Source organism: Kaistia sp. MMO-174, assembly GCF_037147815.1.
GTDB classification, from domain to species: Bacteria; Pseudomonadota; Alphaproteobacteria; order Rhizobiales; family Kaistiaceae; genus Kaistia; species Kaistia nematophila.
On sequence record NZ_JBBCUO010000002.1, the window covers coordinates 63,316 to 89,929 of the forward strand.

The 26,614-nt window shown below is 66.7% G+C and carries 23 protein-coding genes; 11 read left to right on the forward strand and 12 right to left on the reverse strand.

Annotation, left to right across the window (positions count from 1 at the left end; genetic code table 11):
* Positions 1-324: 324 nt before the first annotated feature.
* Entirely contained in the window at positions 325-729 is a 405-nt protein-coding gene (locus WFK98_RS06320; protein WP_266339652.1) for an NADH:ubiquinone oxidoreductase subunit NDUFA12, read from the reverse strand.
* Between the two features lie 105 nt (positions 730-834).
* Positions 835-1,314, reverse strand: coding sequence for a MarR family winged helix-turn-helix transcriptional regulator (locus WFK98_RS06325; protein ID WP_266339653.1), 480 nt, complete (start codon positions 1,312-1,314; stop codon positions 835-837).
* A gap of 182 nt (positions 1,315-1,496) precedes the next feature.
* Here WFK98_RS06325 and WFK98_RS06330 point away from each other — a divergent pair, with 182 nt between their 5' ends.
* Positions 1,497-1,925, forward strand: coding sequence for an organic hydroperoxide resistance protein (locus tag WFK98_RS06330; RefSeq protein ID WP_336799657.1), 429 nt, complete (start codon positions 1,497-1,499; stop codon positions 1,923-1,925).
* Positions 1,926-2,013: 88 nt separating this feature from the next.
* On the opposite strand, the gene WFK98_RS06335 is transcribed toward WFK98_RS06330, so the two are convergent.
* On the reverse strand, positions 2,014-4,884 hold the full coding sequence (locus WFK98_RS06335; protein ID WP_336799658.1) for an Rne/Rng family ribonuclease: 2,871 nt from the start codon (positions 4,882-4,884) through the stop codon (positions 2,014-2,016).
* A gap of 971 nt (positions 4,885-5,855) precedes the next feature.
* Between WFK98_RS06335 and WFK98_RS06340 the strand changes: the two genes are divergently transcribed.
* The 5 genes from WFK98_RS06340 to mgtE all read left to right on the forward strand — a co-directional run bounded on the left by WFK98_RS06340 (position 5,856) and on the right by mgtE (position 12,677).
* Positions 5,856-7,031 (forward strand): N-acetylmuramoyl-L-alanine amidase, encoded by a 1,176-nt coding sequence (locus WFK98_RS06340; RefSeq protein ID WP_336799659.1) that lies wholly within the window; start codon positions 5,856-5,858, stop codon positions 7,029-7,031.
* Positions 7,032-7,354: 323 nt separating this feature from the next.
* The gene (locus tag WFK98_RS06345; protein WP_336799660.1) at positions 7,355-9,790 is read left to right on the forward strand and encodes a penicillin-binding protein 1A; all 2,436 of its coding nucleotides are present in this window, start codon (positions 7,355-7,357) and stop codon (positions 9,788-9,790) included.
* Positions 9,791-9,851: 61 nt separating this feature from the next.
* Complete coding sequence (locus WFK98_RS06350) at positions 9,852-10,367, forward strand: GNAT family N-acetyltransferase (protein WP_266339658.1); 516 nt, start codon at positions 9,852-9,854, stop codon at positions 10,365-10,367.
* A 190-nt stretch (positions 10,368-10,557) separates the two neighbouring features.
* Positions 10,558-10,995, forward strand: a complete 438-nt coding sequence (locus WFK98_RS06355; RefSeq protein ID WP_266339659.1) for an EamA family transporter — start codon at positions 10,558-10,560, stop codon at positions 10,993-10,995.
* Positions 10,996-11,309: 314 nt separating this feature from the next.
* Positions 11,310-12,677: a magnesium transporter gene (gene mgtE / locus WFK98_RS06360; RefSeq protein ID WP_266339660.1), complete on the forward strand. Its 1,368-nt coding sequence runs from the start codon at positions 11,310-11,312 to the stop codon at positions 12,675-12,677.
* A 6-nt stretch (positions 12,678-12,683) separates the two neighbouring features.
* On the opposite strand, the gene WFK98_RS06365 is transcribed toward mgtE, so the two are convergent.
* Complete coding sequence (locus WFK98_RS06365) at positions 12,684-13,169, reverse strand: hypothetical protein (RefSeq protein WP_336799661.1); 486 nt, start codon at positions 13,167-13,169, stop codon at positions 12,684-12,686.
* Between the two features lie 78 nt (positions 13,170-13,247).
* On the opposite strand from WFK98_RS06365, the gene WFK98_RS06370 reads away from it, so the two are divergent.
* Positions 13,248-13,688: a MarR family winged helix-turn-helix transcriptional regulator gene (locus tag WFK98_RS06370; RefSeq protein WP_336799662.1), complete on the forward strand. Its 441-nt coding sequence runs from the start codon at positions 13,248-13,250 to the stop codon at positions 13,686-13,688.
* Between the two features lie 8 nt (positions 13,689-13,696).
* On the opposite strand, the gene WFK98_RS06375 is transcribed toward WFK98_RS06370, so the two are convergent.
* Positions 13,697-14,305, reverse strand: a complete 609-nt coding sequence (locus WFK98_RS06375) for a DUF4893 domain-containing protein (protein WP_336799663.1) — start codon at positions 14,303-14,305, stop codon at positions 13,697-13,699.
* Between the two features lie 107 nt (positions 14,306-14,412).
* Between WFK98_RS06375 and prfB the strand changes: the two genes are divergently transcribed.
* Positions 14,413-15,541, forward strand: a protein-coding gene (gene prfB / locus WFK98_RS06380) for a peptide chain release factor 2 (protein WP_266339662.1) whose coding sequence is annotated in 2 segments (ribosomal slippage) — positions 14,413-14,481 and positions 14,483-15,541 — 1,128 coding nt in all. Because the reading frame shifts where the segments join, the coding sequence is not laid out codon by codon here.
* Positions 15,542-15,638: 97 nt separating this feature from the next.
* The gene (locus WFK98_RS06385) at positions 15,639-16,199 is read left to right on the forward strand and encodes a sugar O-acetyltransferase (protein WP_336799664.1); all 561 of its coding nucleotides are present in this window, start codon (positions 15,639-15,641) and stop codon (positions 16,197-16,199) included.
* Between the two features lie 21 nt (positions 16,200-16,220).
* On the opposite strand, the gene WFK98_RS06390 is transcribed toward WFK98_RS06385, so the two are convergent.
* The 3 genes from WFK98_RS06390 to WFK98_RS06400 form a co-directional block, all read right to left on the reverse strand.
* A complete protein-coding gene (locus WFK98_RS06390) occupies positions 16,221-16,817 on the reverse strand; it encodes a class I SAM-dependent methyltransferase (RefSeq protein WP_336799665.1) in 597 nt (198 codons plus the stop codon).
* Between the two features lie 120 nt (positions 16,818-16,937).
* Entirely contained in the window at positions 16,938-17,411 is a 474-nt protein-coding gene (locus tag WFK98_RS06395) for a cupin domain-containing protein (protein WP_336799666.1), read from the reverse strand.
* Between the two features lie 91 nt (positions 17,412-17,502).
* Positions 17,503-18,051, reverse strand: coding sequence for a cysteine hydrolase family protein (locus tag WFK98_RS06400; protein WP_336799667.1), 549 nt, complete (start codon positions 18,049-18,051; stop codon positions 17,503-17,505).
* 102 nt (positions 18,052-18,153) lie between these two features.
* On the opposite strand from WFK98_RS06400, the gene WFK98_RS06405 reads away from it, so the two are divergent.
* The gene (locus WFK98_RS06405) at positions 18,154-19,125 is read left to right on the forward strand and encodes a GlxA family transcriptional regulator (RefSeq protein WP_336799668.1); all 972 of its coding nucleotides are present in this window, start codon (positions 18,154-18,156) and stop codon (positions 19,123-19,125) included.
* Positions 19,126-19,136: 11 nt separating this feature from the next.
* Here WFK98_RS06405 and WFK98_RS06410 read toward each other — a convergent pair whose 3' ends face one another.
* From WFK98_RS06410 to bcp, 4 genes are all read right to left on the reverse strand, one after another.
* Positions 19,137-19,742, reverse strand: a complete 606-nt coding sequence (locus WFK98_RS06410) for a nucleotidyltransferase domain-containing protein (protein WP_336799669.1) — start codon at positions 19,740-19,742, stop codon at positions 19,137-19,139.
* Positions 19,743-19,767: 25 nt separating this feature from the next.
* Positions 19,768-21,207: a peptidoglycan DD-metalloendopeptidase family protein gene (locus WFK98_RS06415; protein ID WP_336799670.1), complete on the reverse strand. Its 1,440-nt coding sequence runs from the start codon at positions 21,205-21,207 to the stop codon at positions 19,768-19,770.
* Positions 21,208-21,313: 106 nt separating this feature from the next.
* The gene (locus WFK98_RS06420; RefSeq protein WP_336799671.1) at positions 21,314-22,141 is read right to left on the reverse strand and encodes a ferritin-like domain-containing protein; all 828 of its coding nucleotides are present in this window, start codon (positions 22,139-22,141) and stop codon (positions 21,314-21,316) included.
* Between the two features lie 7 nt (positions 22,142-22,148).
* Positions 22,149-22,616, reverse strand: a complete 468-nt coding sequence (gene bcp, locus WFK98_RS06425) for a thioredoxin-dependent thiol peroxidase (RefSeq protein ID WP_266339669.1) — start codon at positions 22,614-22,616, stop codon at positions 22,149-22,151.
* Positions 22,617-22,930: 314 nt separating this feature from the next.
* On the opposite strand from bcp, the gene WFK98_RS06430 reads away from it, so the two are divergent.
* Positions 22,931-26,263 (forward strand): YhdP family protein, encoded by a 3,333-nt coding sequence (locus WFK98_RS06430; protein WP_336799672.1) that lies wholly within the window; start codon positions 22,931-22,933, stop codon positions 26,261-26,263.
* Positions 26,264-26,614 lie beyond the last annotated feature (351 nt).

Consider the following 26,614-nt stretch of genomic DNA (forward strand, 5'->3'; position numbering starts at 1 on the left):
TGCCACCCGCATGACGGGTCCCGCGGGGAGGGTGGTGTGCCCGCCTTTTCCTCAATCTCCACAGGAGGCGAGGATCCCGGCGAGTGTGGCCGCGGCGACCTTGCGAAATTGGAAATGGCGGAAAGCCGCCAGCCTTGCAGGGAGCGCGCTCGCCATGGTGTTCGTCGACTGCGCACCGCCCGGCGAATCGGCAGGCGCGTGGGCGGGAACGGCCAGCGGGCCGGAGGCTGGCATTCGCGATCGGGCAAGGCGGGCCCGAAACAAAAGAGCCCTCCGCAGGGGAGGGCTCGCAAGCCGGCCGGGGTCGGCAAAGGGGAAGCGGGACTAGGGCGTCCAGGCCTCGTAGTCGCCGGTTGCCCGCGGACGCTGGTCGGCGCCGACGATCGAGCCCTTGGGGCGATAGGCGGCGGCGGTACCGGTGCCGTTCGGCTGGTGCGGCTTCTGCCAGTCGCGCGGCGTATAGGCGAGCTGCGACGGCGGCGTCTCGAGGCGGTGATGGATCCAGCCATGCCAGCCGGTCGGGATCGTCGAGCTTTCGGCGTAGCCGTTGTAGACGACCCAGCGGCGCTCCGGGAAACCGCCAGCGGTGCGGTCCTTGTCCGGGGTACGGTAATAGGTGTTGCCGAATTCGTCCGTGCCGACCTTTTCGCCCTTGCGCCGGGTATAGAGGCGCGTGCCCATGGTCTGGCCGTTCCACCAGGTGAACAATTCGGTCAGGAACCAGCCCATTTTCGACCCTTCTCTCGACAGGTATTTCCCCTGCTTATGCCGCCGCGACGCGGCCAAGTCAAAGGCCGTCGCGCGCAATCCGGAGGAATACGGACCCGCTTGCGCTCATCCGTCGCGGTCCGCGGCGGCCGGCGCGGTGGCGCCGGCATCCTGCAGGATGTCGCGCAGCGCGGCGATGCTGTCGCGCAGCGCCATCGCCTGCGTCTCGGTGATGGCGAGCCTGCCGGCGAGCGACCCGGTCACGGCGCAGGCATCCTGCAGCAGCGACCGCCCCTGATCGGTGAGCGAGACGCGCACCTGCCGCTCGTCGGCGGCATCGCGGCGGCGGGCGACGTGGCCGGCGGCCTCCAGCCGCTTCAAGAGCGGCGTCAGCGTGTTCGATTCGAGAAAGACGCGCGCCCCGATCTCGCCGACGGTCAGGCCGTCGGCATCGCCGAGCGCCATCAGCACCAGATATTGCGGGTAGGTGAGGCCAAGCTGGTCGAGCATCGGCCGATAGGCGCGGTTGAAGGCGCCATTGGCGGAATAGATCGCGAAGCAGAGCATCCGATCGAGGTCGAGCACGGGGGCATCTGTCGGCGCCATGGGGCATCTCCGGTTTGACCGCGCATATTAGGTCGCGTGCGATTGAAGCGGAAGCGCCTGAATCGCAGCGCAGCCATGCGATCATGTATATCGTCATCGATTAAATCGTGTGCGATCTAATTCGTCGCCGGACGACAGCCGGACCGATGGGCGCCTCGGCGCCGAGCATGCAGGAGCCAATCATGACGATACTTTACACCGCCGCCGCAACGTCCTCGGGTGGTGGCCGCGACGGCCGCAGCACCAGCTCCGATGGTCGCCTCGATCTTCAGCTGAGCATCCCGAAGTCGCTGGGCGGCAATGACGGCCCCGGCACCAATCCGGAACAGCTCTTCGCGGCGGGCTATTCGGCCTGCTTCATGGGCGCACTCCGCTTCGTCGCCGGCAAGGAGAAGGTCAAGCTGCCGGACAACACCACCGTGACGGCGGAAGTCGGCATCGGTCCGCGCGCCGACGGCGCCGGCTTCGGCCTCGACGCGGCGATCCAGGTGGCCATCCCCGGCTTCGACAAGGCAACCGCCGAGGATCTCGTCGCCAAGGCGCATGTCGTCTGCCCCTATTCGGAAGCGACCCGCTCCAATCTCGACGTCCGCCTCGCCGTCGCCGTCTGAGACGCGGCGAAGCTCGTAAAGGAAAAGGCCCGGCGGATGCCGGGCCTTTTCGATTCATAGGGCTTTCGCCAGATGCTTTTCGCTGCGCCTAGAAGAAGGAGCGGCGCTGCCACCAGCCGCCGCGCTTCGGGCGGTCTTCCTCGGGCTCTGCCGGGGGCGTGGCCTCTTCGGCGGCGGGCTCGGCCTGAGGGGCCGGCGCTTCCGACGCCGCGGCTGCCTGATCGAGCTCACGCTCGACCGCCTCGGCCTGTTCCTCGGCCTCGATCGTGTCCTCGGTGATCACGCTGAAGCTCGGGCGTTCCTCCGCCGGCGCGTCATCCTCGTTGTCGCCGGTTTCCGGCATGTCGAGTTCCGGCTCGTCGCGGATCTCGTCCAGGAACGGCTCGGACATGTCGGCGATGTCGGCGACCGGGATGTCCGAGGCGATCAGGCGCTCGCCGGCATCTTCCGGCTCGACGTCGCGAATGCCTTCATCCTCGACCTCGACATAGCCTTCGGAGATGACTTCGCCGGTTTCGTCGAGCTCGAGCGTCCGGTTCTCGTCGGAGCCTTCGCCCTCGGCACCACGGCGACCACGGCGGCCGCCGCGACGGCCACGGCGGCGCCGACGGCGCGGCTCGCCATTCTCGTCGTGCTCGGTCTCGTCGCCTTCGGCGTCCTGGCCCGCCTCGGAGGCTTCGCCCGTCGAGGCCTCGGCAGCGGCGCCTTCACCGGCCTCGCCGTCCTCGTCCTCGTCACCAGCATCGGCGGCTCCGGCTTCCTGTCCGGCCTCGCCGGCAGCCTCGCCGCCACGACGCCGACGACGGCGACGGCGCTTGCGGCGTCCGCCTTCATCGGCACGGGCGCCATCGGCCGAGCCTTCGCTAGCGGCTTCCGCCTCTGCCTCGGCGCCATCGGCCTCCGTCTCGTCCTCGATCTCCTCGTCGACCGGCTGGATCGTGTCGGGATGAACGATGTGAGACGGGGCCGCGACCTGCGGGACGTCACGCGGAGCGACCGCTTCGCCGCGCTCCAGCATGTAGTGCTGGGCGGAGTTGACGCTTTCGTCGGCGAGAACGGTGATAGCGATGCCGAAGCGCGCCTCGATCTCGGCCAGGTGGTTGCGCTTCTGGTTGAGAATGTAGAGCGCGACGACCGTCTTGGTGCGGATGGTCAGGTTGTGGGTTGCGCCCTTGAGGAGGTTGTCCTCGAGCGAGCGCAGAACATGCAGCGCCACCGACGCCGGCGCGCGGACATAGCCGGTGCCATGGCAATGCGGGCAGGTCTCGACCGAGCTCTCGACGACGCCGGTGCGCAGACGCTGGCGCGACATTTCGAGCAGGCCGAAATGCGAGATGCGGCCGACCTGGATGCGGGCGCGGTCGTTCTTCAGCGCATCCTTGAGCTTGCGCTCGACCGAACGGTTGTTGCGCTTCTCCTCCATGTCGATGAAGTCGACGACGATCAGGCCTGCGAGATCGCGCAGGCGGAGCTGGCGCGCCACTTCCTCGGCCGCTTCCAGGTTCGTCTGGTGCGCGGTGTCCTCGATGTTGTGCTCGCGCGTCGACCGGCCCGAGTTCACGTCGATGGCGACGAGCGCTTCGGTCTGGTTGATGACGATGTAGCCGCCGGACTTCAGCGTCACCTGCGGCGAGAACATCGCGTCGAGCTGCGCCTCGATGCCGGTGCGGGCGAAGATCGGCTGGCTCTCGCGATAGGGCTGCACGTTCTTCGCATGGCTCGGCATGAGCATGCGCATGAAGTCCTTCGCCTCGCGATAGCCGTCATCGCCGGCGACGAGAACCTCGTCGATGTCCTTGTTGTAGAGATCGCGGATCGAGCGCTTGATCAGGCTGCCTTCCTCATAGACGAGGGTAGGGGCGGCCGAGCGCAGCGTCAGCTCGCGGACGTTCTCCCAGAGGCGCAGCAGATATTCGAAGTCGCGCTTGACCTCGGCCTTGGTGCGCGAGGCGCCTGCCGTGCGCAGGATGACGCCCATACCCTCCGGCACCTCCAGATCGGCGGCGACTTCCTTGAGGCGCTTGCGATCGGCGGTGTTGGTGATCTTGCGGGAGATGCCGCCGCCGCGCGCCGTGTTCGGCATCAGCACCGAATAGCGGCCGGCGAGCGACAGATAGGTGGTGAGAGCCGCGCCCTTGTTGCCGCGCTCTTCCTTGACGACCTGGACGAGCAGCACCTGGCGGCGCTTGATCACTTCCTGGATCTTGTACTGGCGGCCACGGCCACGGCGGCGCTCGGGCAGTTCCTCGAGCGCGTCCTCGGCGCCGACCAGCTCGACGGCGTCTTCCTCATGCTCCTCGTCGCCGCCGATCTCCTCGACGCTATGGTCGGAGGCGGGGGCGTCGAGATGCGACGAGGAATCGTCCTCCGCGCCGTTCTCGTCGGCATGGTCGTCACTCTCGGCCGAGGCCCGGCGCTCGCCATGAGCCTCGTCATCATGGGAATGATCGTCGTGTTGCTCGCCGGCATGCGCGTCGTGGGCATGCGCCTCGTCATGGGCGCCGGCCTCGGCGTTTGCCTCGTCAGCCTGGGCTGCTTCGGCCGATGCGCCTTCCTCGGCGCCGACGGCTTCCGAGCGGGCTTCGTCGGCGGCCTTGGCGGCAGCCGAACGGCCGCTGCGCCGGCGCGCATTCTTGGCCTTGGCGGCGGCGCGCTCCTCGGCCTCGCGCTCTTCCTGCTCTTCCGCCTCGATCAGCGCCTGACGGTCGGCGACGGGGATCTGGTAGTAGTCGGGGTGGATTTCCGAGAAAGCGAGGAAGCCGTGGCGGTTGCCGCCATATTCAACGAAGGCCGCCTGCAGCGAGGGTTCGACGCGCGTGACCTTGGCTAGATAGATATTGCCGCGAAGCTGCTTGCGGCTGGCAGATTCAAAGTCGAATTCCTCGACCCGATTGCCGCGCACCACCACGACCCGGGTCTCCTCCGGGTGGGTGGCATCGATGAGCATCTTGTTTGCCATATTGGAAATTCTCCATGGCTCGACGCGCAAGTCTCCGGCCGGCGCGAAGCGCCGATGCCGTGTTGATCGCGAAGAAGCCGAAATGGGGGAAAAGTGAACGTGCGCGTGCCTGCGCCAGCACCGTCGATGCCACCCGACCGGCAATGGCCGGTTCAAGGTTGGCGGGACGATAGGGGGTCGGCAAGAACATCGGTACGCGCTTTGAGCCTCTTGAAGAACACGCCGGCCAAGTTGCCTCAGCCGGAAATCCGACCGTGGACGCTTCCGCGTCACGCAGCCGCCGGATCGCAGGTCCGCTCGTCGAGCGCTCGGAAAAGTCGAGCGTGCACGACAAGGATACCTGTCCCATCCTCCCACCATGCACCGAAGTGACCGCGGAGCGCTCCTGGGACTTTGGGCCGTTAGCTCCGGCCGGATGTCTCTCAGCGCCCCACCGCATCATGCCGATCACGCCACGTTAGGCAGCAAACCGGTCGGAGGATGAATTCCGTAGTCTCCTTTTATGGAAGGCGACGATTCTTGGCAAGGATATTGGGTGGGGCGGACCGGCGATCGAGAGGGCGCTACCGGCACTGATCCGGCTCAGATTTTTCAGTTGTGCTACACTGCGCCGGTCTCGTCTGGTCAGGAGCTCTTAACCATTCGATCCTATTCGTCTAAACAGCCGTGATCGGGGCGGGGGCCAGGCTGAACCGGGCGATACGACAGGCATGCGAGAACGACAAGGCATCAGCGGCAATCCACGGAGTTGGCGACGGGTCCGCCACGGGCTCGGGCGATGGCTGGGCGCCGGGTGCTTCATACTGGTTTCCGCGCTGGCTTCGGCGGCGGAATCCCCGATCGACAACAGCATCACCTCCGCGATTGCGCCGGCCGGATCGCGGCCCGGCGACGCGTCGCCCGTTTCGCAGCTTCCCTCGCGGGTCGCGAGCCCTTCGGCCGGCGATGATCCGTCGGCGGTCGTCCCGGCCGTGGCCGAGACGGCACCGGTCGTCGCGCGCGAGGCCCGCGTCGTCGGGGATGCGGCGCGCACCCGTTTCGTCATGGACCTGACCGGCCCTTCGGCCGTGTCGGTCTTTACGCTCGACGAGCCCTATCGCGTCGTCGTCGACCTGCCGGAAATGCATTTCGACCTCGCCGCTGACGCCGGCAAGACCGGCAAGGGGCTGATCTCCGCCTTCCGCTACGGTCTGATCTCCGCCGGCAAGTCGCGCATCGTGCTCGATGCGACCGGGCCGGTCGCGGTCGACAAGGCCTTCGTGCTGCCGGCCGAGAACGACCAGCCCGCCCGTCTCGTGGTCGACCTGGTCAAGAGCACCCGCACCGCCTTTCTCGATACGCTGCGGATCTCGCGTGATCGCGACCGCGCCGCCGCCCAGCACGAGCTCGACGCGACGCCGGGCCCGGCACCCAACGACGGCAAGCTGCGCATCGTGCTCGATCCCGGCCATGGCGGAATCGATTCCGGCGCCATCGCGAAGTCCGGTATGATGGAGAAGACCATCGTCCTCGCCTTCGCCCAGACGCTGCGCGAGAAGCTGGAGGCGAACAGCCGCTACGAAGTGCTGATGACGCGCTCGGACGACACGTTCATCCCCCTGCGCGGCCGCGTCCAGTATGCGCGCGCCAAGCACGCGGACCTGTTCATCTCGATCCACGCCGATTCGTTCTCGGGCAGCGATATCCGCGGCGCGACCGTCTACACCCTGTCGGAGCGCGCCTCGGACCAGATGGCGGCATCGATCGCGGAATCGGAAAACAAGTCCGACATCCTCGCCGGCGTCGAGGTGCCCGAGGATACCAACGAGGTCTCCGACATCCTGATCGACCTCGCGCGCCGCGAGACGAAGAATTTCGCCGTCGTCTTCGCCCGCAACGTGATCAAGGAACTGAAGCCCGGCGTGCGGCTGTTCAAGCGCGCGCACCAGCAGGCGGGTTTCATGGTGCTGAAGGCGCCGGACGTGCCGTCGGCGCTGGTCGAACTCGGCTATCTGTCCAATCCGGATGATGAAAAGCTGCTGACTTCCTCCGAATGGCGGGACAAGACGGCGGTGGCGATCTCGCGGGCGATCGACGGATATTTCCGCAACCGGGTGGCGAACATGGCGGCCTCGGAAGCCCCGAATTCCGCGGTCGGCGCGCCATGAATCCGCTGTTGCCTGAAAATCACGCAGCCGCCAGCGCTTCCCTTGGTGGCCTCTGCGCCCAAGTTTCTCCACAAATCGACTGGAAGAACGGACCCGTTGGGTCTATCGAGGCCAAACGAACCTGCAGTTCGCCTTCAGTCAACGGGCGGTTGAGCCTGAAGCCTTGTGGCGTTGGTCGCGCGGAGAGCGCGGGCGGTGTCGTTCTTTTATCGGAACCGGTGTGGCAACCCGTGCCAGGCCGTTCATCCAATTTCGAACCGGGGTTCGTCTCGTCGGCCTGAGCTCGTCGCCGGCAAGGCGATCCAGCGGGGAACGCGAGCGATATGTTTCTGCGACTAATCGGCTATTTATTCGGGATTGGCGCCGTGTTTTTCTTGGCAGTTGCTGCAGGTGTGGCTTGGTATGTCTCCGGCTTGACGGGCGGTCTGCCCTCCGTCGAGGTGCTGGCGAAATACGAGCCGCCGGTGATGACGCGCATCCATGCGTCGGACGGCCAGCTGGTCGGCGAATATGCCCGCGAGCGGCGTCTCTACCTGCCGATCCAGGCGATCCCGGATCGGGTCAAGGCAGCCTTCATCTCGGCCGAAGACAAGAATTTCTACCAGCACGCCGGCCTCGACTATTACGGCATCGCCCGCGCCGCGCTGCAGAACGTCGCCGCGCTCTCGTCCGACAAGCGCATGATCGGCGCCTCGACGATCACCCAGCAGGTCGCCAAGAACTTCCTGCTCACCAACGAGCGCTCGCTCGATCGCAAGATCAAGGAAGCGATCCTGTCGCTGCGCATCGAGCAGGCGAACTCGAAGGACAAGATCCTCGAGCTCTATCTGAACGAAATCTTCCTCGGCCTCGGCTCCTATGGCGTCGCCGCGGCGTCGCTGTCCTATTTCGACAAGTCGGTGCATGAGCTGACGCTCTCTGAGGCCGCGTATCTCGCCGCCCTGCCGAAGGGCCCGAACAACTACAATCCCTTCCGCTACGCCGACCGCGCCATCGAGCGCCGCAACTGGGTCATCGACCGCATGGTCGAGAATGGCTACGCGACCGCCGATGAGGGCGAGGCCGCCAAGGCCCAGCCGCTCGGCGTCAAGACGCGCGTCGCCAGCCCGCACATCTTCGCCGCCGACTATTACGTCGAGGAAGTGCGCCGTCAGCTGATGCAGATGTATGGCGAGAAGGCGCTCTATGACGGCGGCCTCTCGGTCCGCACCTCGCTCGACCCGGGCATGCAGGTGATGGCGCGTCAGGCGCTGATGAACGGCCTGGTGCAGTTTGACGAGCAGCATGGCTGGCGCGGCCCGGTCAAGAACGTGCCGATCGAGGGCGACTGGGGCGTTGCCGTCGGCAGCGTGCCTGCGCTCACCGACGTCATCGAATGGCGCCTGGCCATCGTGACCGCGACCAGCAAGGACGAGGCCCAGATCGGCTTGCAGCCCGGCCGCGACGAAACCGGCAAGCTGCTGGCCGCGCGCGAAACGGGCACGATCCCGGCCTCCGAGATGAAATGGACGCTCGGCGGCAAGCGGACCGTCGAGAACGTGCTGAAGGTCGGCGACGTCGTCTATGTCGAGCCGGCCGACGGCAAGCCCGACTCCTACCGCCTGCGCCAGGTGCCGAACATTGGCGGCGCCATGGTGGTGATGGATCCGCATACCGGCCGCGTGCTGGCGATGGATGGCGGCTTCTCCTATTCGGAGAGCCAGTTCAACCGTGCGACGCAGGCGATGCGCCAGCCCGGTTCGTCCTTCAAGCCATTCGTCTACGCCGCCGCGCTCGACAATGGCTACACGCCGTCCTCCGTCGTGATGGACGCGCCGATCGAAATCGACCCAGGCTATGGCCAGCCGATCTGGCGTCCGGAAAACTACGCCCAGAAGTTCTACGGGCCGTCGACGCTCCGGACCGGCATCGAGCAGTCGCGTAACGTGATGACGGTGCGTCTGGCGCAGGACATGGGCATGCCGCTCGTGGCCGAATACGCCAAGCGTTTCGGCGTCTACGACAAGCTCGGGCCGTTCCTTCCGAACGCGCTTGGCGCGTCGGAGACGACGGTGCTGCGCATGGTCTCCGGTTATTCGGTGTTCGCGAATGGCGGCCGCCAGGTGAAGCCGACGTTGATCGACCGCATCCAGGACCGCTTCGGCAAGACCATCTTCAAGCATGAGGAGCGGGTCTGCGAGCAGTGCGACGCCGAGCAGTGGACGCATCAGGACGAGCCGCTCATCGAGGACAATCGCGAGCAGGTGCTCGACCCGATGACGGCCTACCAGGTCACTTCCATGCTCGAAGGCGTGGTGCAGCGGGGTACGGCGACGGTGCTTAAGAGCGTCGGCAAGCCGCTCGCGGGCAAGACCGGCACCTCGAACGACTACAAGGACGCCTGGTTCATCGGCTACTCGCCCGATCTCGTGGTCGGCGTTTTCATCGGCTACGACAATCCGAAGCCGATGGGTCGCGGCATGACGGGCGGCGAGGTCGCAGCGCCGATCGCCGGCGACTTCTTCAAGCTGGCGCTTGCGGACAAGCCGGGCATTCCCTTCCGCGTGCCCGAGGGCCTGACGCTGATCCCGATCGACCGCAAGACCGGTATGCGCTCCGCCGCCGGCAATCCGGGCACGATCCTCGAGGCGTTCAAGCCGGGCACGGGTCCGCCGGATACCTACTCGATCATCGGCCAGACCGATGCGAATGGTCAGCCGCTGACCGTGGCGCCGGAGGCCGACCGGGCTGTCATATCCGGCACCGGCGGATTGTATTGATCCAAGAGGCCGCGGGCTCCCCCGCGGCCTCTTCGTTTGCGCCGTATTCCCGAACGAGACCATGACCGAATTTCCGATGACGACGGGCGGATGGCGGCCGATGCGGCCGGCCGACCTCCCGGCCGTGGCCGCGATCGCCGATCGCGTGCATGAGGCCTATCCCGAGGATCCCGAGATCTTTGCCGAGCGGCTGCGCCTGTGGCCCGAGGGATGCTGGGTCTATGAGAAGGACGGCGCGCTCATCGCCTATGTGCTGAGCCATCCGGCGCTCGCCTTCGCGCCGCCGTCGCTGAACACGCTGCTCGGCGCCTTGCCGGAGCGGCCGACCACCTACTACATCCATGACCTCGCCTTGCTGCCGGAGACGCGCGGGCAGGGCGCCGGCTCCGCCATCGTCCGCATCCTGCTCGAGGGCGCGGCAAGGGCGGGCTGCCCGGACGTCTCTCTGGTCGCGGTCAACGAATCGGCCGGGTTCTGGGGCCGACATGGCTTCGAGACGGTGTCGGACCCGACGCTGGAGACGAAGCTCCGCAGCTACGACGACGACGCCCGCTTTATGGTGCGGCCGCTCGGCTAGGCAGCAAGACCCTCACCCAACCCTCTCCCACAAGCGGGTGAGGGCCAGCAGGTGCGCGGCCCTGTCCTCGTGAGGAGTGCCGTCGTGCTCCCTCTCCCGCGCGCGGGAGAGGGCTGGGGTGAGGGGCTTTCCCGCGTTGCGCGCCGAACTGCCTTCTGCGACGCTTCCGGCCTCGCCGAGGAGAACAGAAATGCGGGACATGCTTGCGTCGTGGATCTTCTGGGCGCTGCTCTCAGCCGGTTTTGCCGCTCTGACCGCCATCTTCGCCAAGGTCGGCATCAGCAATGTCAATTCCGACTTCGCCACCTTCATTCGCACCATCGTCATCCTCGTCACCATCGCCTTCATCCTGACGGCGACCGGTCAGTGGCAGCCCTTCGGCACGGTGTCGCCGAAGAGCTATGCCTTCCTGGTGCTATCCGGCTTCGCGACGGGCGCGTCCTGGCTCTGCTACTTCCGCGCCCTGAAGCTCGGCGACGCCGCCCGCGTCGCGCCGATCGACAAGCTGAGCGTCGTCCTGGTGGCGGTATTCGGAGTCGTCTTCCTGAGCGAGAAGCTCTCGGCGAAGAATTGGCTGGGCGTGCTCCTGATCGCGTCCGGGGCGATTCTGGTGGCCATGCGCAGCTGAGCCGGGTCCCTGGGGGATTTGCCAGGATCGGGCTCTGCGTGTTCCGTAGCCGCCTCAGGGTGCCATCATGCCGCAATTCTGCGTCATTTTGGATTTCGTTGCAGGGAGCTGCGCGAAAGGCCTTGACGCCGCGCCCGTACTGGCGCACCTCACCACAGTCAAGTCGGTTTGCCTCCGGGCCGCCGACCCCCATCGGAACCCCCGTTTCATGTCGAGCGACAGTAGCTGTCGAATACAGGCGCCGCCCACGGCCGCCGTGACCTGATCGCTCGATCGGCTCACGCGACCGGCTGGGTGGCCGATCGGAGTGAGTCATGGAAGATATCGTCCGCGAAGACGAGGCGACCCTGCGTTCGCGCGCACTGGACCTCGAAGGCGAGCACGTCGCCGACCTCGTCGAACATCTCAACGAACACGAGCCCGAGGAGGCTCCGGCCATCCTGGCCGGCCTTTCCGAAGATCGGCTGATCGAGGTTCTCGACCAGCCGGAGTTCGAGGCCTCGGTCGAACTGATCTCGAGCCTGCCGATCGGGCGCGCCGTGCGCGTTCTCGCCGGCATGTCGGCGGATCGGGCCACTGACCTTCTTGCCGAAATCGAGGAGCCGCGCCGGTCGCAGCTGATCGCCAAGCTCGACCCCGAGACGCGCAACGCCGTCGCCCGGCTGGCCGCCTATCCCGAGGGCAGCGCCGGCTCGATCATGACGACGGAGGTGGTCAGCGTGCCGGCCAACTGGACCGTCGGCCAGACGCTGCAGCACATCCGCGTGGTCGAGAAGAGCCGCGAGACGATCTACACGATCTGCGTGCTCGATCCGGTAACGCAGGCCCTGGTCCAGACGGTGACGCTGCGCCGCCTGATCGCGGCCGAACCGAATGCGCCTGTCCTGTCCGCAGCCCGGCACCGCCGTCCGATCACCGTCACCCCCCGCACAGACCGCGAGGAAGTGGCGCGCCTGTTCTCGAAATACGATCAGATCGCCGTGCCGGTCGTGGACGAACGCTTCCATGTCGTCGGCATCGTCACCGTCGACGACATCATCGACACCATCTTCGAGGAGAGCACGGAGGACGTGCAGAAGTTCGGTGGCATGGAGGCGCTCGACGAGCCCTACATGGACATCAGCTTCCTGATGATGATGCGGAAGCGGGCCGGCTGGCTCTGTGCGCTGTTCATCGGCGAGATGCTGACGGCGACGGCGATGCAGCATTTCGAGACGGAGCTGGAGAAGGCGATCGTCCTGACGCTGTTCATCCCGCTCATCATGAGCTCGGGCGGCAATTCCGGTTCGCAGGCGACGTCGCTGATCATCCGCGCGCTGGCGCTCGGAGAGGTCAAGCTCAGGGACTGGTGGCGCGTCGCGCTGCGCGAGCTGCCGAGCGGCCTGACGCTCGGCGCCATCCTCGGCACGCTCGGCATCATCCGCATCACCGTCTGGCAGATGCTGGGCCTCTATGACTATGGCGAGCACTGGATCCTGGTGGCGGCAACCGTCGGCACCGGTCTTCTCGGCATCGTCACCTTCGGTTCGATGACGGGCTCCATGCTGCCCTTCATCCTGCAGCGGCTCGGCTTCGACCCGGCCAGCGCCTCGGCGCCCTTCGTCGCGACGCTCGTCGACGTCACCGGCCTCGTCATCTACTTCTCGGTGGCGCTCGTCATCCTGAGCGGCACGCTGCTGTAGAGCACCTTAGACCGGGCGCGTGAGGCGGCGGCGCAAACCGTCGCGGCCGATGCGCCCGGTCATCCGCAGGCCGTCCCGCATGTTGAGCCCGAGCAGGACGAGGTTGGCGAGACCTGCCGCGATCTCGGCCACCTGCACGGACCAGAACGCGAGATCGAAGGCTCCCTGGCCGGCCTTCCAGTTGAGGAAGAGCGCCGCGGGGACGAGGATCAGCAGGCCATTGGCGGCGACGATCTTCATGCGCTTGAGTTTCCGCGCCGCCAGCCCCTTGGGACGCGGGCCGGAGAGGGCGAAGCCGCTGCCGCCCGTCGCCGCGAGCGCCGGGATCAGGATCAGCAATCCCATGACGATCAACGATTTCACGGCCGCGATGCGCGCGGGGTCGCCGAGGATCTCGGTCGTCAGCGTGGCCGTCTGGAACGACAGGATGGCGAGGAGGGCGATCGATCCGGCGGTCGCATGCAGGGTGCGGAGGAGAATTCTGCGGTTCATGGTGTCACTCTCGCTTGCCGAAGAGAGGTCATTGGGAGATGTATAGCATACGATGCAATTAGATAGCAAGCTATTTAAATGACGCTTCAGCGCAGCCGCTCGGCCGGCTACATGACCAATTGGGCGGCCCGCCTGTTCGCGCGCGCCATCGATCGACGCCTGAAGCCGCTCGGCATCTCGTCCGGGCAGCTTCCGGTCTTCTTTGCGCTGGGGGGCGGTGCGGCGTTGTCGCAGAGGGCGCTGACGGAGGTGGCGGCGATCGAGCAGCCGACCATGGCGGCGACGCTGGCGCGCATGGAGCGTGACGGCCTTGTCGAGAAGAGGCCCGATCCGGACGATCGGCGCAGCACGCTGGTTTCCCTGACGCCGGCAGCCATGGAGAAGGCGCGGGCCGTGCGCGAGGCGATCGACGGCGTCAATGCGACCGCTCTGTCGGCGCTCGCGCCGGCAGAGCAGGCGGCCTATCTCGACATGCTGGCGAAGATCATCGCCGCTCTGGATGGAGCCGAGGGGAACTAGCGGGTTGTCTACCGCTTCTTCAGCTCGATGATGTCGAACTTCGATTCGAATGTCGGCAGCGGCAGGTCGAGGCGGTAGCTCGACGGGCCCGTCTTCAGGAAGTAGCCGACCTGGTCGTCGTCGGCCTTGGCGCCGTAGCGGCCCGGCTTGTCGCCGGCGATGTACGAGACGCCGTAATAGAGCAGGCGATTGGCGGAATCGTCGATGAAGTGGCCGGTCAGGCGCTGCGAGCCGCTCGTCTTGGTCAGCCGGTAGCCGAGGTCGTCCTCGTCGATCCGGCAGTTGAACCAGCCATAGACGGTGAGGGGAAGGCTGCCGCCGAGCTTGATCGTGCGGCAGCGATAATCGCCGCGGATGTCGCCGCCGAGGATCGGCTGCGGCTTCAACGCCAGCAGTGCGTCGAGCGTCGCCACCTCGGCGCTGTCGCCGCCTTTCCGCGCCTCGGCGATGGCGGATTTCTGCGCCGCCTCATAGCGGGCGATCCGCTCCTTGTCGGTCTTGGTCAGGGTCCGCGCCGCCATCGTGCCATCGGCGAACGCGATGCCCGGAAAGAGCAGCAGGGCCAGGCCCGCCAGCAGGCGGCGGCGGGTGTTCAATGCCTTGGGAAGCAGCGTCATGAAAGTCTCCCGGGTCGATCCGCTTGGTTTACATGGAGAGGGGGGCTCACTATGTTGCCCCACCCGGCGGGGAGAACCTGCCCGAACGAGAAATGGACGTCCATCCAATGCGAGCCGAGATCGAATCGATCATCGACGAAATCAAGCAGGGCATAACCCTGCTGAGGAGGCATCTTTGACTGGGATCGTGCCCAGAGACGCCTGCTCGAACTGAACGCCCTCTCCGAGACGCAGAATTTCTGGGATGATCCCCAGAAGGCGCAGAAGCTGATGCGCGAGCGCCAGGGCCTCGAGGATGGCATCAACGCCGTCCTGACCAGCGAGCGCGAGCTTGCCGACAATATCGAGCTGATCGAGATGGGCGAGGCCGAAGGCGACGCCTCGATCATCGCCGACGCCGAGGCCGCGATCGTCGCGTTGAAGGGCGACATCCGCAAGCGCCAGGTCAATTCGATGCTGTCCGGCGAGGCCGACGGCAACGACACCTATCTCGAAGTCCATGCCGGCGCCGGCGGCACCGAGAGCCAGGACTGGGCCAATATCCTGCTGCGCATGTACACGCGCTGGGCGGAGAAGAGCGGCCGCAAGGTCGAACTGCTGGAAGTCCATGACGGCGAAGAGGCGGGCATCAAGTCGGCCACGATCCTCGTCAAGGGCGAGCAGTCCTATGGCTGGCTGAAGACCGAGTCGGGCGTTCACCGCCTGGTCCGCATCTCGCCCTATGACAGCGCCGCGCGCCGCCACACCTCGTTCGCCTCGATCTGGGTCTATCCGGTCGTCGACGATTCGATCGAGATCGAGATCAACGAAAGCGACTGCCGCATCGACACCTATCGCGCGCAGGGCGCCGGTGGCCAGCACATCAACACGACCGACTCGGCCGTGCGCATCACGCACATGCCGTCCGGCATCGTCGTGCAGTGCCAGAGCGAGCGCTCGCAGCACAAGAACCGGGCCGCTGCCTGGGACATGCTGCGATCGCGCCTCTACGAGGCCGAGCTGGAGCGCCGCGAGGCGGCCGCCATGGCGACCGAGTCGAGCAAGAAGGACATCGGCTGGGGTCACCAGATCCGGTCCTACGTCATGCAGCCGTACCAGCTGGTCAAGGATCTGCGCACCGGCGTGGAATCGACCAGCCCGCAGGACGTGCTGAACGGCGACCTGACCGACTTCATGGAAGCGGCGCTCGCCCAGCGCCTCGGCGGCCCCGCCGCCGACGTGCAGGACATCGACTGACGGTCGTCACGGTCGACGATTTCACGGATTGAACGAAGGGCGGGGCCATGGCTCCGCCCTTCGTGTAAGCCGCCCCCCTAATCGAAGGTCACCGCGCATGGCGAATGAGGGCGACATCAAGCGGATACACCGGGGAACGCCGGAATCGGCGGCGATGGCAGCGAATGTCAGGAGGGCGATGGCGATCACCGCCAGCATCAATCGCCTGACCTATGACGATGCCGGGGAAGTCCGGGCGCTGTTCAGCGACCTCATCGGCAGGAAGGTAGACGACAGCTTTGTTTTGATCCCGCCGTTCTATTCCGCCGACGGCGACGGGATCCAAGTGGGGCGCAATGTCTTCGTGAATCAGAACTGCACGTTCTACGGCCTCGGCGGCCTGTATATCGCGGATGACGTGATGATCGGGCCGAATGTGAGCATCCTCACCTCCGGCCATCCGATCGCCGCTTCCGACCGACGCGATGGAGTCATCGCAAAGCCGATCGTCATCGAGCGAAACGTCTGGATCGCCGCAGGCGTCACGATCATCGGCGGCGTGACGATAGGCGAGAACGCGGTCGTCGCGGCGGGGTCCGTTGTCACGAAGGGCGTTCCCGCGAATACGCTTGTCGGAGGCAATCCGGCGCGGGTCATTCGTTCGATTGACGAGGGCTGAGGGCCGCCGATCGCGCCGGCGTCAGCCGGCCCTGATGGCGGTTACGTAGAGCCAGTCGGTCGGCTTGTTGTCGAAGCCGCTGCCGAAGCCGGCCTCGATCGCGATCTCCCAGTCGAAGGCGCCATAGAGCTCGCGCAGCCAGGCTTCGGATGGGTAATTGTAGTAGCGGTCGAACTGGTCGCGGCCTTCCGCCCGGCCGGCCTTGAAGCTCGCATGGAACACGCCGCCCGGCTTCAGCGCGGCATGGATCCGCTTGAGGATGGCGGCCAGGTCGGCCCGGGGCACATGCAGCAGGCAGGCATTGGCCCAGATGCCGTCGCAGGTTTCACTTTCGTCGAGTTCGTCGAAGAGCAGGGTGGCGACCGGGATGCCGAGCCGCCGCTCCGCCGCCCGCGCGATCTCTGGCGTGCCGTCCGTGGGGCGGACGGCAAAGCCGCGGGCGATCATGAACTCGCTGTCCTGCCCGGCACCGCAGCCAAGTTCGAGCACGACGCCGCCGGCCGGCAGGCCGGCGAGGAAGTGCTGCAGCCGGCGCTCGCTCGCCCCCTGGACCCGCGTGGTATAGGCGGCCGCCTCGCGTGTGTAGAAATTGAGCGTCCTGTCGTCCTGGGCAGCCATCTGTCGTCTTTCGATCTCGGGCGCGAAGCCGGATGTCGGCGTCGCGCGGTCCTGCCGCTGCTCCTGCCAGATCTCCATGACAGCGAGATGGGCGCGCGACAGGCATCGCGGTGCCGTCCGTCAGGGATCCGGGCGAACGGCGCCCTGCAGGCCGCTGTCGACGATCCCGAGCGCGGTCTCGATCGCCAATACGTCGGCGTCCGATGTCGCGCCCCTTCGTTCCAGCTCGATGAACAATTGCTCGAAGCCGCCCGGCGTGACGATCGCCAGCATGCGCCCGGGCACGTCGCTGATGTTGCGCCAGCAATGCGGCACATAGGGCGGCAGCGTGATCGTCGCGCCGGGCTCCGCTTCCACCACGGTGTCGCCGCACCAGAAGCGGTAGCGGCCGCTGATGACGCGGAAGACCTCGGTCTCTCGCGTGTGCGTGTGCCAGTGCGGCCCCGTGCCGGGCGCGGAGAAGGTCTCCCACATGCCGAGCGCGCCGGCCGTCTCGGCGGCGGTCGCGTGGATGAAGACCTGTCCGCCATGCGAATTGCGGACGATGCGCTCCCGGCCCGGCAACGAGGCGAGCGGCTTGTCGAAGGCTGGCATTCCGAACCTCCATGCGATGCATGACGCTGCGTCATCAATCTACAGGAGGTTCGGAATGTCGCCGCATCAATTCCGCGGCCCTGGTCGTCGGTCAGCCGGCGAGGTGCTCGGCGGCCGGGATCACCTTGGCATAGCCGAAGGCGAGCGCGGCCATGTTGGCCGCGTGGACCTGCGCCGACGGGATGACGGTCCCGTTGAACTCCAGCGCCCGGGTGGCGCAGGCGTCATGGATGACGGTGGTGCGATAGCCGAAATCGGCGGCGGCCCGGCCCGTCGCGGCGATGCACATGTGGCTCATGGCGCCGACGATGACGACGTCCTCGACTCCGTTCCGGTCGAGCAGCTCCTTCAGCGTCGTGGCGCGGAACGAGTTGGGGTAATTCTTCGTCACCACCGCCTCTCCTTCGGCTGGGCGAACGGCGGCATGGATCTCGACGCCGCGCGTGCCGGGCACGAAGAAGGGTGCGTTCGGCGCCTGCGAGTGGTGCTGGACATGGATTACCGTGTCGCCGCTTCGCCGCGCCGCCTCCAGCACCTTCGCCGCATTGGCGGCGGCGGCGTCGATGCCGTCGAGGGGGAAGTTGCCATCCGGGAAGTAGTCGTTCTGGAGGTCGACGATGATGAGGGCGCGCTGGCTCATGGCGGATTTCCTGACGCATTGTTGAAAGACGAGGAGAATATGCAGGCAGGCGGCCTCGCGCTAAACTGGCGAAATCGACAATCTTCGGGGCGATTCCGACAAATGGCGACGCGTTCGACTGAAATCGGGCTGGTGCTCTATCCCGACGCGCAGATGGCGGCGGTGCTCGGCCTTGGTGACCTGTTCGCCGTGGCGAACCGGGCGGCGCTGCGCCTCGGCAAGGTCGACGCAGAGCCGATCCGTGTGTCGCACTGGCGACAGGACGGGCCCGGCGGCCCGGTCGTCCGTGTCTTCGATTCGGCGCCGGAAGGAGCGACCGGGGAGCCGGCCGCCCTCATCGTCGTCCCGAGCCTGCTCGGTCCCATCGAGGCGGCCGTGGCGGCGCCCTATGCGGCGTGGATGCGGGGGTTTCACGCGGCTGGCGGCACGCTGGTTTCGGTTTGCGCCGGCATCTTCCTGCTCGGCGAGACGGGCCTGCTGTCGGGCCGCGCTGTAACCACACATTGGGTTCTCGGCGAGCGCTTCCGCCAGCGCTTTCCCGACGCCCGCCTCGATCTCGATCGCCTGATCATCGACGAGGGCGACATCATCACCGCTGGCGGGCTGATGGCCTGGACCGACCTTGGCCTCAAGCTGGTCGACCGCTATCTGGGCTCGGAGGTGATGCTGGACACGGCGCGGACCCTGCTGGTCGATCCGCCCGGCCGCGAGCAGCGTTATTACAGCACCTTCGTGCCGCCGCTGGAGCATGGCGACCGCGCGGTCCTGCAGGCGCAGCACTGGCTGCACGGCCTCGGCGCCAGGGATGCATCGCTGGAGGATCTCGCGGCGCGGGCGGGGCTGGAGCAGCGGACCTTCCTGCGCCGCTTCCGCAAGGCGACCGGACTGACGACGACGGAATACCTGCAGCAGCTCAAGGTGAACCGCGCGCGCGAATCGCTGCAGTTCAGCGCCCTGTCGGTCGACCAGATCGCCTGGGAGGTCGGTTATGGCGATCCCGGTGCGTTCCGGAAGGTGTTTGCGCGCATCGTCGGCCTGTCGCCGGTCGAGTACCGCCGCCGCTTTCACGCGTGAGCCGCCAGTTCCTAGAGCGCGGCGATCCAGTCATGGCCGGGGTGGAGCAGGCACAGGCTGTCGCGCAGCCAGACGCGCTCGTCGGCCGGAAGCTTCGGCAAGGCGCGGGCGAATTCGGCCTCGTCCTTGGTGCGCCGGTGCTTGGCCTTGAACAGCAGGATCGCGGCCGGCTTCAGATAGGGCAGTCCGTCGGCCGTGACCGCCACCATTTCCGCACGAGGCTGCCGGATGCGGCTGTCGCGCTTGCAGACCCACTCGGTGGGCGTTCCCGGCTCGATCATCATGTCGACACGCCAGCGCCGCGTCGCGCGGTCGAGCGCCCAGATCTGGAAGATCCCGGCGGCTGGATCCCGTCCGTCGACGAGCGGCGCGACGATGCCGTCGCCGGCGGTGAAAAACGCCATGCCGCCGAGCGCAGCGCGGAAAGCGGCGACGTCTTCGCGAAGCACGGTGAATTCGAGATCTTCGTGCGCCCGGGTCTTCCGCCCGTGCCAGAGGTCGAGCGCCCAGCCGCCGACGATGCACCAGGGACTCGGGACGCCATGCAGGCGGCGGCCAAGTTCCTCCGGGCCCCAGGCGCTCCAGGCGTCGTCGTCGGGAATTTCGGTTTCGGACATCGCGCCTTGCCCTGCCGGTTCAGGGCTAGAGCAGGCGATTGATTTCCTGGCCGGCGCGCAGATAGATCATCGGGTCGATCGCCTCGCCGTCAACGCGGATCTCGTAGTGGAGGTGCGGGCCGGTCGAGCGGCCGGTCGATCCGACGGTGCCGATCTTCTGGCCGGCGACGACGCGTTCGCCGACCTTGACGCTGATGCTGCGCAGGTGGCCGTAGCGCGTCACGACGCCATTGCCATGGTCGACATCGACGCAATTGCCATAGCCGCCATTATAGGCGGCGGCGATGACGGTGCCGGCGTTGACGGTGCGGGCCGGCAGGCCGGAGAGGGCGCGGAAGTCGATGCCGGTATGGGTCGCGAGGCGGCCGAGGAACGGGTCGCGGCGGGTGCCGAAGCCCGAACTGATGTCGGCGTCCTCGAGAGGCCGCTTCAGCGGCAGGGCGAGTGCGATCTGGCGGAGCTTGGCGAGGCGGTCGAACTGGTTGGAAAGCGTCGCGACGTCGGCCTTGAATTCGGCAGGCGTGGAGACGGCGCCCTTCGGTGCCGGCACGAACGGTCCGCCGATGCCCGAAGGGGCGGGAGGAACGCGGCGGCCGAGCTTGCGCAACGCGCTGTCGATCTTCTGGTTGCGCTGGCTGACGCCCGCCATGAGGGCCCCGACGAGCGCGTCCTGGTCGGCGGCCATCGAGGCGATCTTGTCCTCGAGCGGATCGAGGCGCGGGGCCACGACCGGTGGCATCGGCTGCGGCGAGCGCAGGCCCATGTCGGCAAATTGCACGCTCGGCTTGGCGACGGCCGGCGAGATCGAGCCGGTCACTTCCGGATCGAGCGCGGCCTTGCGGCCTTTGGCGGGTTTCGGCTTGGCAGGCGCGGCGGAAGGCGGTGGAATGGTGACGTCGAGTCCGGCGCGCTTCGCCGCTTCGGCGACCTTGGCCAGCGCCTTCTGGCGGGCCTCGAGTTCCTTCTGGCGGTCGAGCAGGCTGCGCACTTTCTCGTCGACGCCGGCGTTCTCTTTCGAACGCGTCTTGTTCAGGTTCTCGATTTCGGAATTGAGCTTGCCGACCTTGTCGCGCAGCGCGGCCACCTGGCCCTCATAGGCCGAGATCTGGCCCTCGTGGATGGCCGCGGCCTCGACCTCGCGCGCCTCGCGCACATTCTGCGAGGCGATGATCGCGTTCTGTCTCTCGGCAGCCGCGTTCAGCAGGCCGTCACGGAAGAACAGATAGGCGGTGGCGCCGAAATAGAGCGAGGAGAGCAGAAGCAGGCAGACGCCGCCGATCGCCACGGTCCGAGGGCGGATATGGATCGCGCGCACGCCCTCGCCATGCGAGACGACGAGCTTGGTCTTGCCCTTGCCGCCGCGCGCTTCCGCCTGCGGCTCGGGTTCCGGCAAGGGCGGCGCGGGGAGGTGGGAGACCAGGCTCTGGCGGGGGGCGGGATGATATTCTGGATAGTGACTCGGCATCTGCGTTCCAACCGTGACGTCGGTACTCGGACCTTTGGCCGAGGAGAACGACCGATCGCAACGATTAGAGGCGGTTAAGGTTAAAGCTTGGTTGATGGCCTTTGCTTCAGCGGTCGCGCGAGGGCGCCAGCGGGCGGTAGAAGCCGGGCGTCATACCTGCCTCGGAGCGCGCCGCCTCGTTGAACGGCGGCTTCAGCGGACCGCGGAAATGCTTGATCACGAGCTGCCGGAAGGTCGGTTCCGGCGCCAGGCGCTGGCGGTCGCACATGAAGCGGAACCACTTGGCGCCGAAGGCGACATGGCGCTTTTCGTCGCGGTAGATGATCGACATGATGTCGGCGCTCTTTGTGTCGCCGACCTCGATCATCTTGTCGATCAGCGGCGGCGTCACGTCGAGCCCGCGCGCCTCCAGCACGAGGGGCAGGATGGCCAGCCGCGCGGTCAGGTCGTGTCCGGTCTCCTGCGTCGCTTGCCAAAGCCCATCATGCGCCGGCAGGTCGCCATAGGCGGCGCCGAGATCCTTCAGCCGGTCGGCGAGCAGCGAATAGTGCTTGGCTTCCTCCAGGCCGACCTGCACCCAGTTGTCGAAGAAGGAGCGGGGCAGGGGCACGCGGACGAATCGGCCGACCAGGTCCCAGGTCAGGTCGACGGCATTCAGCTCGATATGGGCGAGCGAGTGGATCATCGAGATCCGGCCATGCTCGGAATGGACCGACCGCTTCGGCAATTCGCGCGGCGGCACCAGCACGAGGTTGGCGGGGCGGCCGGGCCGGGCCGGCATGGCGCCGTCGAGCGCGCCGGCGGAGAGCGACAGGCGGCGGCCGAACCACGCCTTGGCGGTGGCGAAGGCGAGCTCGACCTTCTCGTCGAGGTCGGCGGTGGCGACGATGCGAGCGGAGGCGGCGGCGAGGCTGCGGAGATCGGTGGACTGCATGTCGGCTTCAGGCGCTCCGCGCCGCGGCGAGAACCTCGTCGACATGGCCCTTGACCTTCACCTTGTCCCAAACCTGGACGATGCGGCCGTCGCGGTCGATCAGGTAGGTCGTGCGCACCACGCCCATATATTTGTGACCGAACATCGATTTCTCGGCCCAGACGCCATAGCTCTCCAGCATGGCGTGGTTTTCGTCGGAGGCGAGCCGGATCGAAAGATCGTGCTTCCTGCGAAAGGAATCGTGCGATTTCACGCTGTCGGGCGACACGCCGACGACAATCGTTTCGACGGCTTCGAAGTCGGCCTTGCGGGCCGAGAAATCGATCGCTTCCAGAGTGCAGCCGGACGTGTTGTCCTTCGGATAGAAATAGAGAACAACCTTGCGTCCCCTGAGGTCCGACAGCTTGATTCTGCTGCCGCCTTCGGCCGGGAGGTCGAAATCGGGAGCGAGGGAACCTTGGGCCAGGGTGGACATGCTGCCTTCCTTTCGTCGCACTTGTCTGGCGTGAGAAGCAGAATTGACGGGGAATTTGCAAGTGGGGCTTGGATCGTCCCGCGATTCCGGTTGAGATCGGAATCAGTCAGTCGGTCTGCTCCACGGGATCGGTCGACGTCACCGATGGGTTTCATGCTGCTCCCGGGACGGGAACGGCCGGCAAGGGGTGTTGACGCCTGACAATGCGCCTCGACGAGTATCCATCGGCGCGCGCTCATCGGCCTCTCTATGAGCGTCCGCCGCCCAGAAGGCGTGGCTGGTCTCGCTTGCTGGCGCGCCTGCTCGGGGCGTTGTTGCTGTTTGTCGTCGTTCTTTTCGGCACGCTCGCGGCGATCGTCGCGGCCGGCCCTGTCGAGCTTGGCGCCGTGCGCGATCGCGTCCGCGTTTCCATCGCCTCGCGCCTCGGCCCCGATTATGCGGTCAAGGTCGGCCGGGCGATGATCGACGTCGATCCCGTGCTCGGCCTCGTGGTGCAGATCGACGACATTTCGATACGCGATCGTGGCAATGCTGTGGTCGGCGCCGTTCCCGCCGCGCGGCTGGCGATCGATCCGCTGTCGCTGCTGCGACTGCGTCTCGATATCCGCACGGTCGAGATCTCCGACGCCGACGTGTCGCTGGTGCGCTCCGCCTCGGGCGCGATCTATCTCGGCACGGCCGACACCGTCCGCCAGGACATTCCGGCGCCTTCCGCCATCAGCGTGGCGCCGGCCGCGCCGGACAGCCCCGCGCTGGCCGATGGCGGCTTTCCGGAGTTGCTCCGGGCGCTCCGCACGGTCAATGGCGCGCTCGATCCGGCCGTGGATTTCGCCATCGCGCGCGGTTTCGAGCGGCTCTCGGTCGATGCCTCGACCATCCAGCTCTGGGATGCGTCCCAGATGCAGCTGCGCACCTTCGGTCATACCGACATCGCGCTGACGGTGGATGGTGGCAGCGGCGCCGTGAAAGCCAATTTCGAGACGTCGGGCTATGCCGGCCGCTGGGGCGTGCAGGCCGAGCGCCTGGTCGATGCCGACAACCACGATCGCAACCTCTCGCTGATCGTCTCGCAGCTCTCGCTCGCCGACATCAACCCCGCCTTCGGCAAGCCCGACAGCCTGCTGCAATCCGACGTGCCGATGTTCGGGCGTTTCACCGTTCGCCTGAACGACAAGGGCGAGATCCAGGCCGCGACAGCCCGGCTCGATCTCGGCGCCGGCAACATCGTTTCCGGGCTTGGCAAGGATACGGTACTGCTCGACGAGGCGACCGTGCGCATGCGCTGGGATGTCCCCGGGCGGGCCATCGTCATCGAGCCTTCCTCGCTCTTCTTCGGCGATACCCGCGCCGTGGTTGTCGGCCAGGTCAAGCCGCTCTCGGACAAGTCCGACGGCCAGTACGGATTCACGCTCGAAAGCCGCAATGCGGTCCTCTTCGCGGACGACGCCAATGCGCCGCCGATCGTCGCCGACCGCATCGCCTTTGTCGGCACGGCCGACGTTCTGGCCAAGCGGATCGATTTCACCGACGCCTCGATAACCACCCAGGGCGGATCGGTCGCCGCCGCCGGTTCGCTCGGCCTCGACGGGCCCACGCCCTCTCTGGCGATGGCCGCCTCCTTCACGCCGATGGCACTCTCGACGCTGAAGCAGATGTGGCCGCCCTTCCTGGCCGGTGCGGCGCGTAAATGGGCCTATGAGCATATCAAGGGCGGCACGCTCGAGGCGGGCCGGTTCGAGGCGTCCGTGCCGTCCGGCGTGCTCTGGACCGGCGAGCGGGTGATCCTGCCAGAAGAATACATGCGCCTCGACATGCGCCTCGATGACGTCTCCTTCACCACCATCGGCAATGTGCCGGCGGTGACCGGAGCGACCGGCAATGCCGTGCTGGCCGGCTCGACCTTCGGCATCGACGTCGAGAAGGGGAAGGTCGTCACGCCGCTCGGTGGCACGGTCGATGTGACGGCCGGCGCCTTTGCCGTCTCCAACACCGCGCAGCGTTTCCCCGATGGCCAGATCGAGATGCAACTGGAGGGTAGCGTCGGCGCGCTGGCCGAGATCGCCGACAGTGAGCCGATCCGCGCCATGGAGCGCCGGTCGATCGACCCGGCGACGCTTTCCGGCAAGGCGCGCGCGAACGTCTCGATCAAGCTGCCGCTTCGGCCGGGCGTGACGCCGGCCGAGGTCGACTGGCGGGTCGCGCTGACGACCACGGGCTTTGCCAGCAGCGCGCCGATCGAGGGCAAGCTGATCCAGAACGGCGCGCTCGCCATGACCGCGACGCCGGCAGAGGTGGCCATCCACGGCAAGGCGACGATCAACGGCGTACCCGCGGCGATCGACGTCTCCCAGCCACTCGGCGACACCGATGGCGACGGCCAGGCCGAGGCGGGGCGCCGCAAGGTGACGCTGAGCCTCGACGAAAAGGCGCGCAAGGCGCTCGGAATCGGCCTGGACAACGTGCTCGGCGGCACCGTCGGCGCCATCGTCTCCGACCTCGGCGACGGCAAGGGCCAGCACTACGAGCTCGATCTGAAGCAGGCCCGCCTGGTGCTGCAGGCGGTCGGCTGGTCGAAGGGGATCGGCGTCCCGGCCAAGCTGAGCTTCGACCTGCGCCCGACCGGCAACGGCTTCGTCGTCGACAACATGGTCGCCACCGGCGACGGCTTCGGCTTTCGCGGCAAGGCGGTGCTCGACGCCAAATACGGCCTCGTCTCGGCCGAGCTCGACAAGCTGGCGCTGCGCAAGGGTGACCAGATCTCGGTCAATCTGAGCCGCAAGGGCAATGGCTATTCGATCGTCGCCCGTGGCTCCTCCTTCGACGTGCGCGGCCTGATCGCCCAGTACAAGGCCTCTGCGACCGGGCCGAACGAGGCCGCCGCCGACATCTCGGTCGACGCCAAGGTGGCGACGCTGATCGGCTTCAACCAGGCGACCCTGTCGGACGCGGCGATCATCGTGCAGGCGCGCGGCGGCGTCGTCCAGAAGGCGTCGCTGGAGGGCATGCTCGACAAGGGCGGCATCTCGATGAACTTCGTCGACAGCGGCGACCAGGCCGAACTGCGGCTGAATTCCGGCGATGCCGGCAGCGTGTTCCGCTTCATCGACATCTACAGCCGCATCTACGGCGGCCGCATGACTCTGACCGGCCAGCGCGCTGGTCCCTCCGGCCCGTTCTCCGGCGTGTTCGACATCCTGAATTTCCGCATCGTCGACGAGCCGTCGATGGGGCGGCTTGTGTCGGCGACCAATGGCAACGGGCCGGAAGCGACCCGCACCGGCCTCGATCCGGCCAACGTGCCGTTCGACCGCATGCGCCTCGACTATACCAAGCGCGGCTCGGTCGTCGTGATCGACGACGCGACGCTGCGCGGTGCCTCGGTCGGCGCTACCTTCAACGGCACGCTCGATCTTGCCAAGCAGACCGTGTCGCTGGCCGGCACCTATCTGCCCGCCTATGCCTTCAACAACCTGTTCGGCCGGCTCCCGATCATTGGCCTGGCGCTCGGCGGCGGCAGCAAGGGCGGCCTGATCGGCGTGACCTTCAAGGTCGACGGCAAGCTGAGCGCTCCGAGCCTCATGATCAACCCGCTCTCGGTGATCACGCCCGGCATCTTCCGCAAGATCTTCGAATTCCCGGTGAACTGACGCTGCATCGCGGCCTAGCGTCGCGATCCGCGGGCGGCTGTCGCCGGTATTGCACGCGCCGTGTTGTGCTCGGTTGTGCGCGCGTACCGGTCAAGGCAGTCGGAAATCAACCTCGCCGCGAAGCAACGCGAGGTTGATTCATTCGTATTGCAAGCAATCCTAATTGATAAGGATCGCGATGCATTAAGCCGCAGGCGGCAATTTGGGCCGTCTGGGGCTAGTTTGACTATGCGTTGCGGTCCAGATAATTCCGATAAATTTATCAATACACTTAAGTATAAGTAGATTAACTACAATATTACTTTCGATTTTTCCGGACAATGGATTCCTTTTGGAGTCCGAAGATCGTCA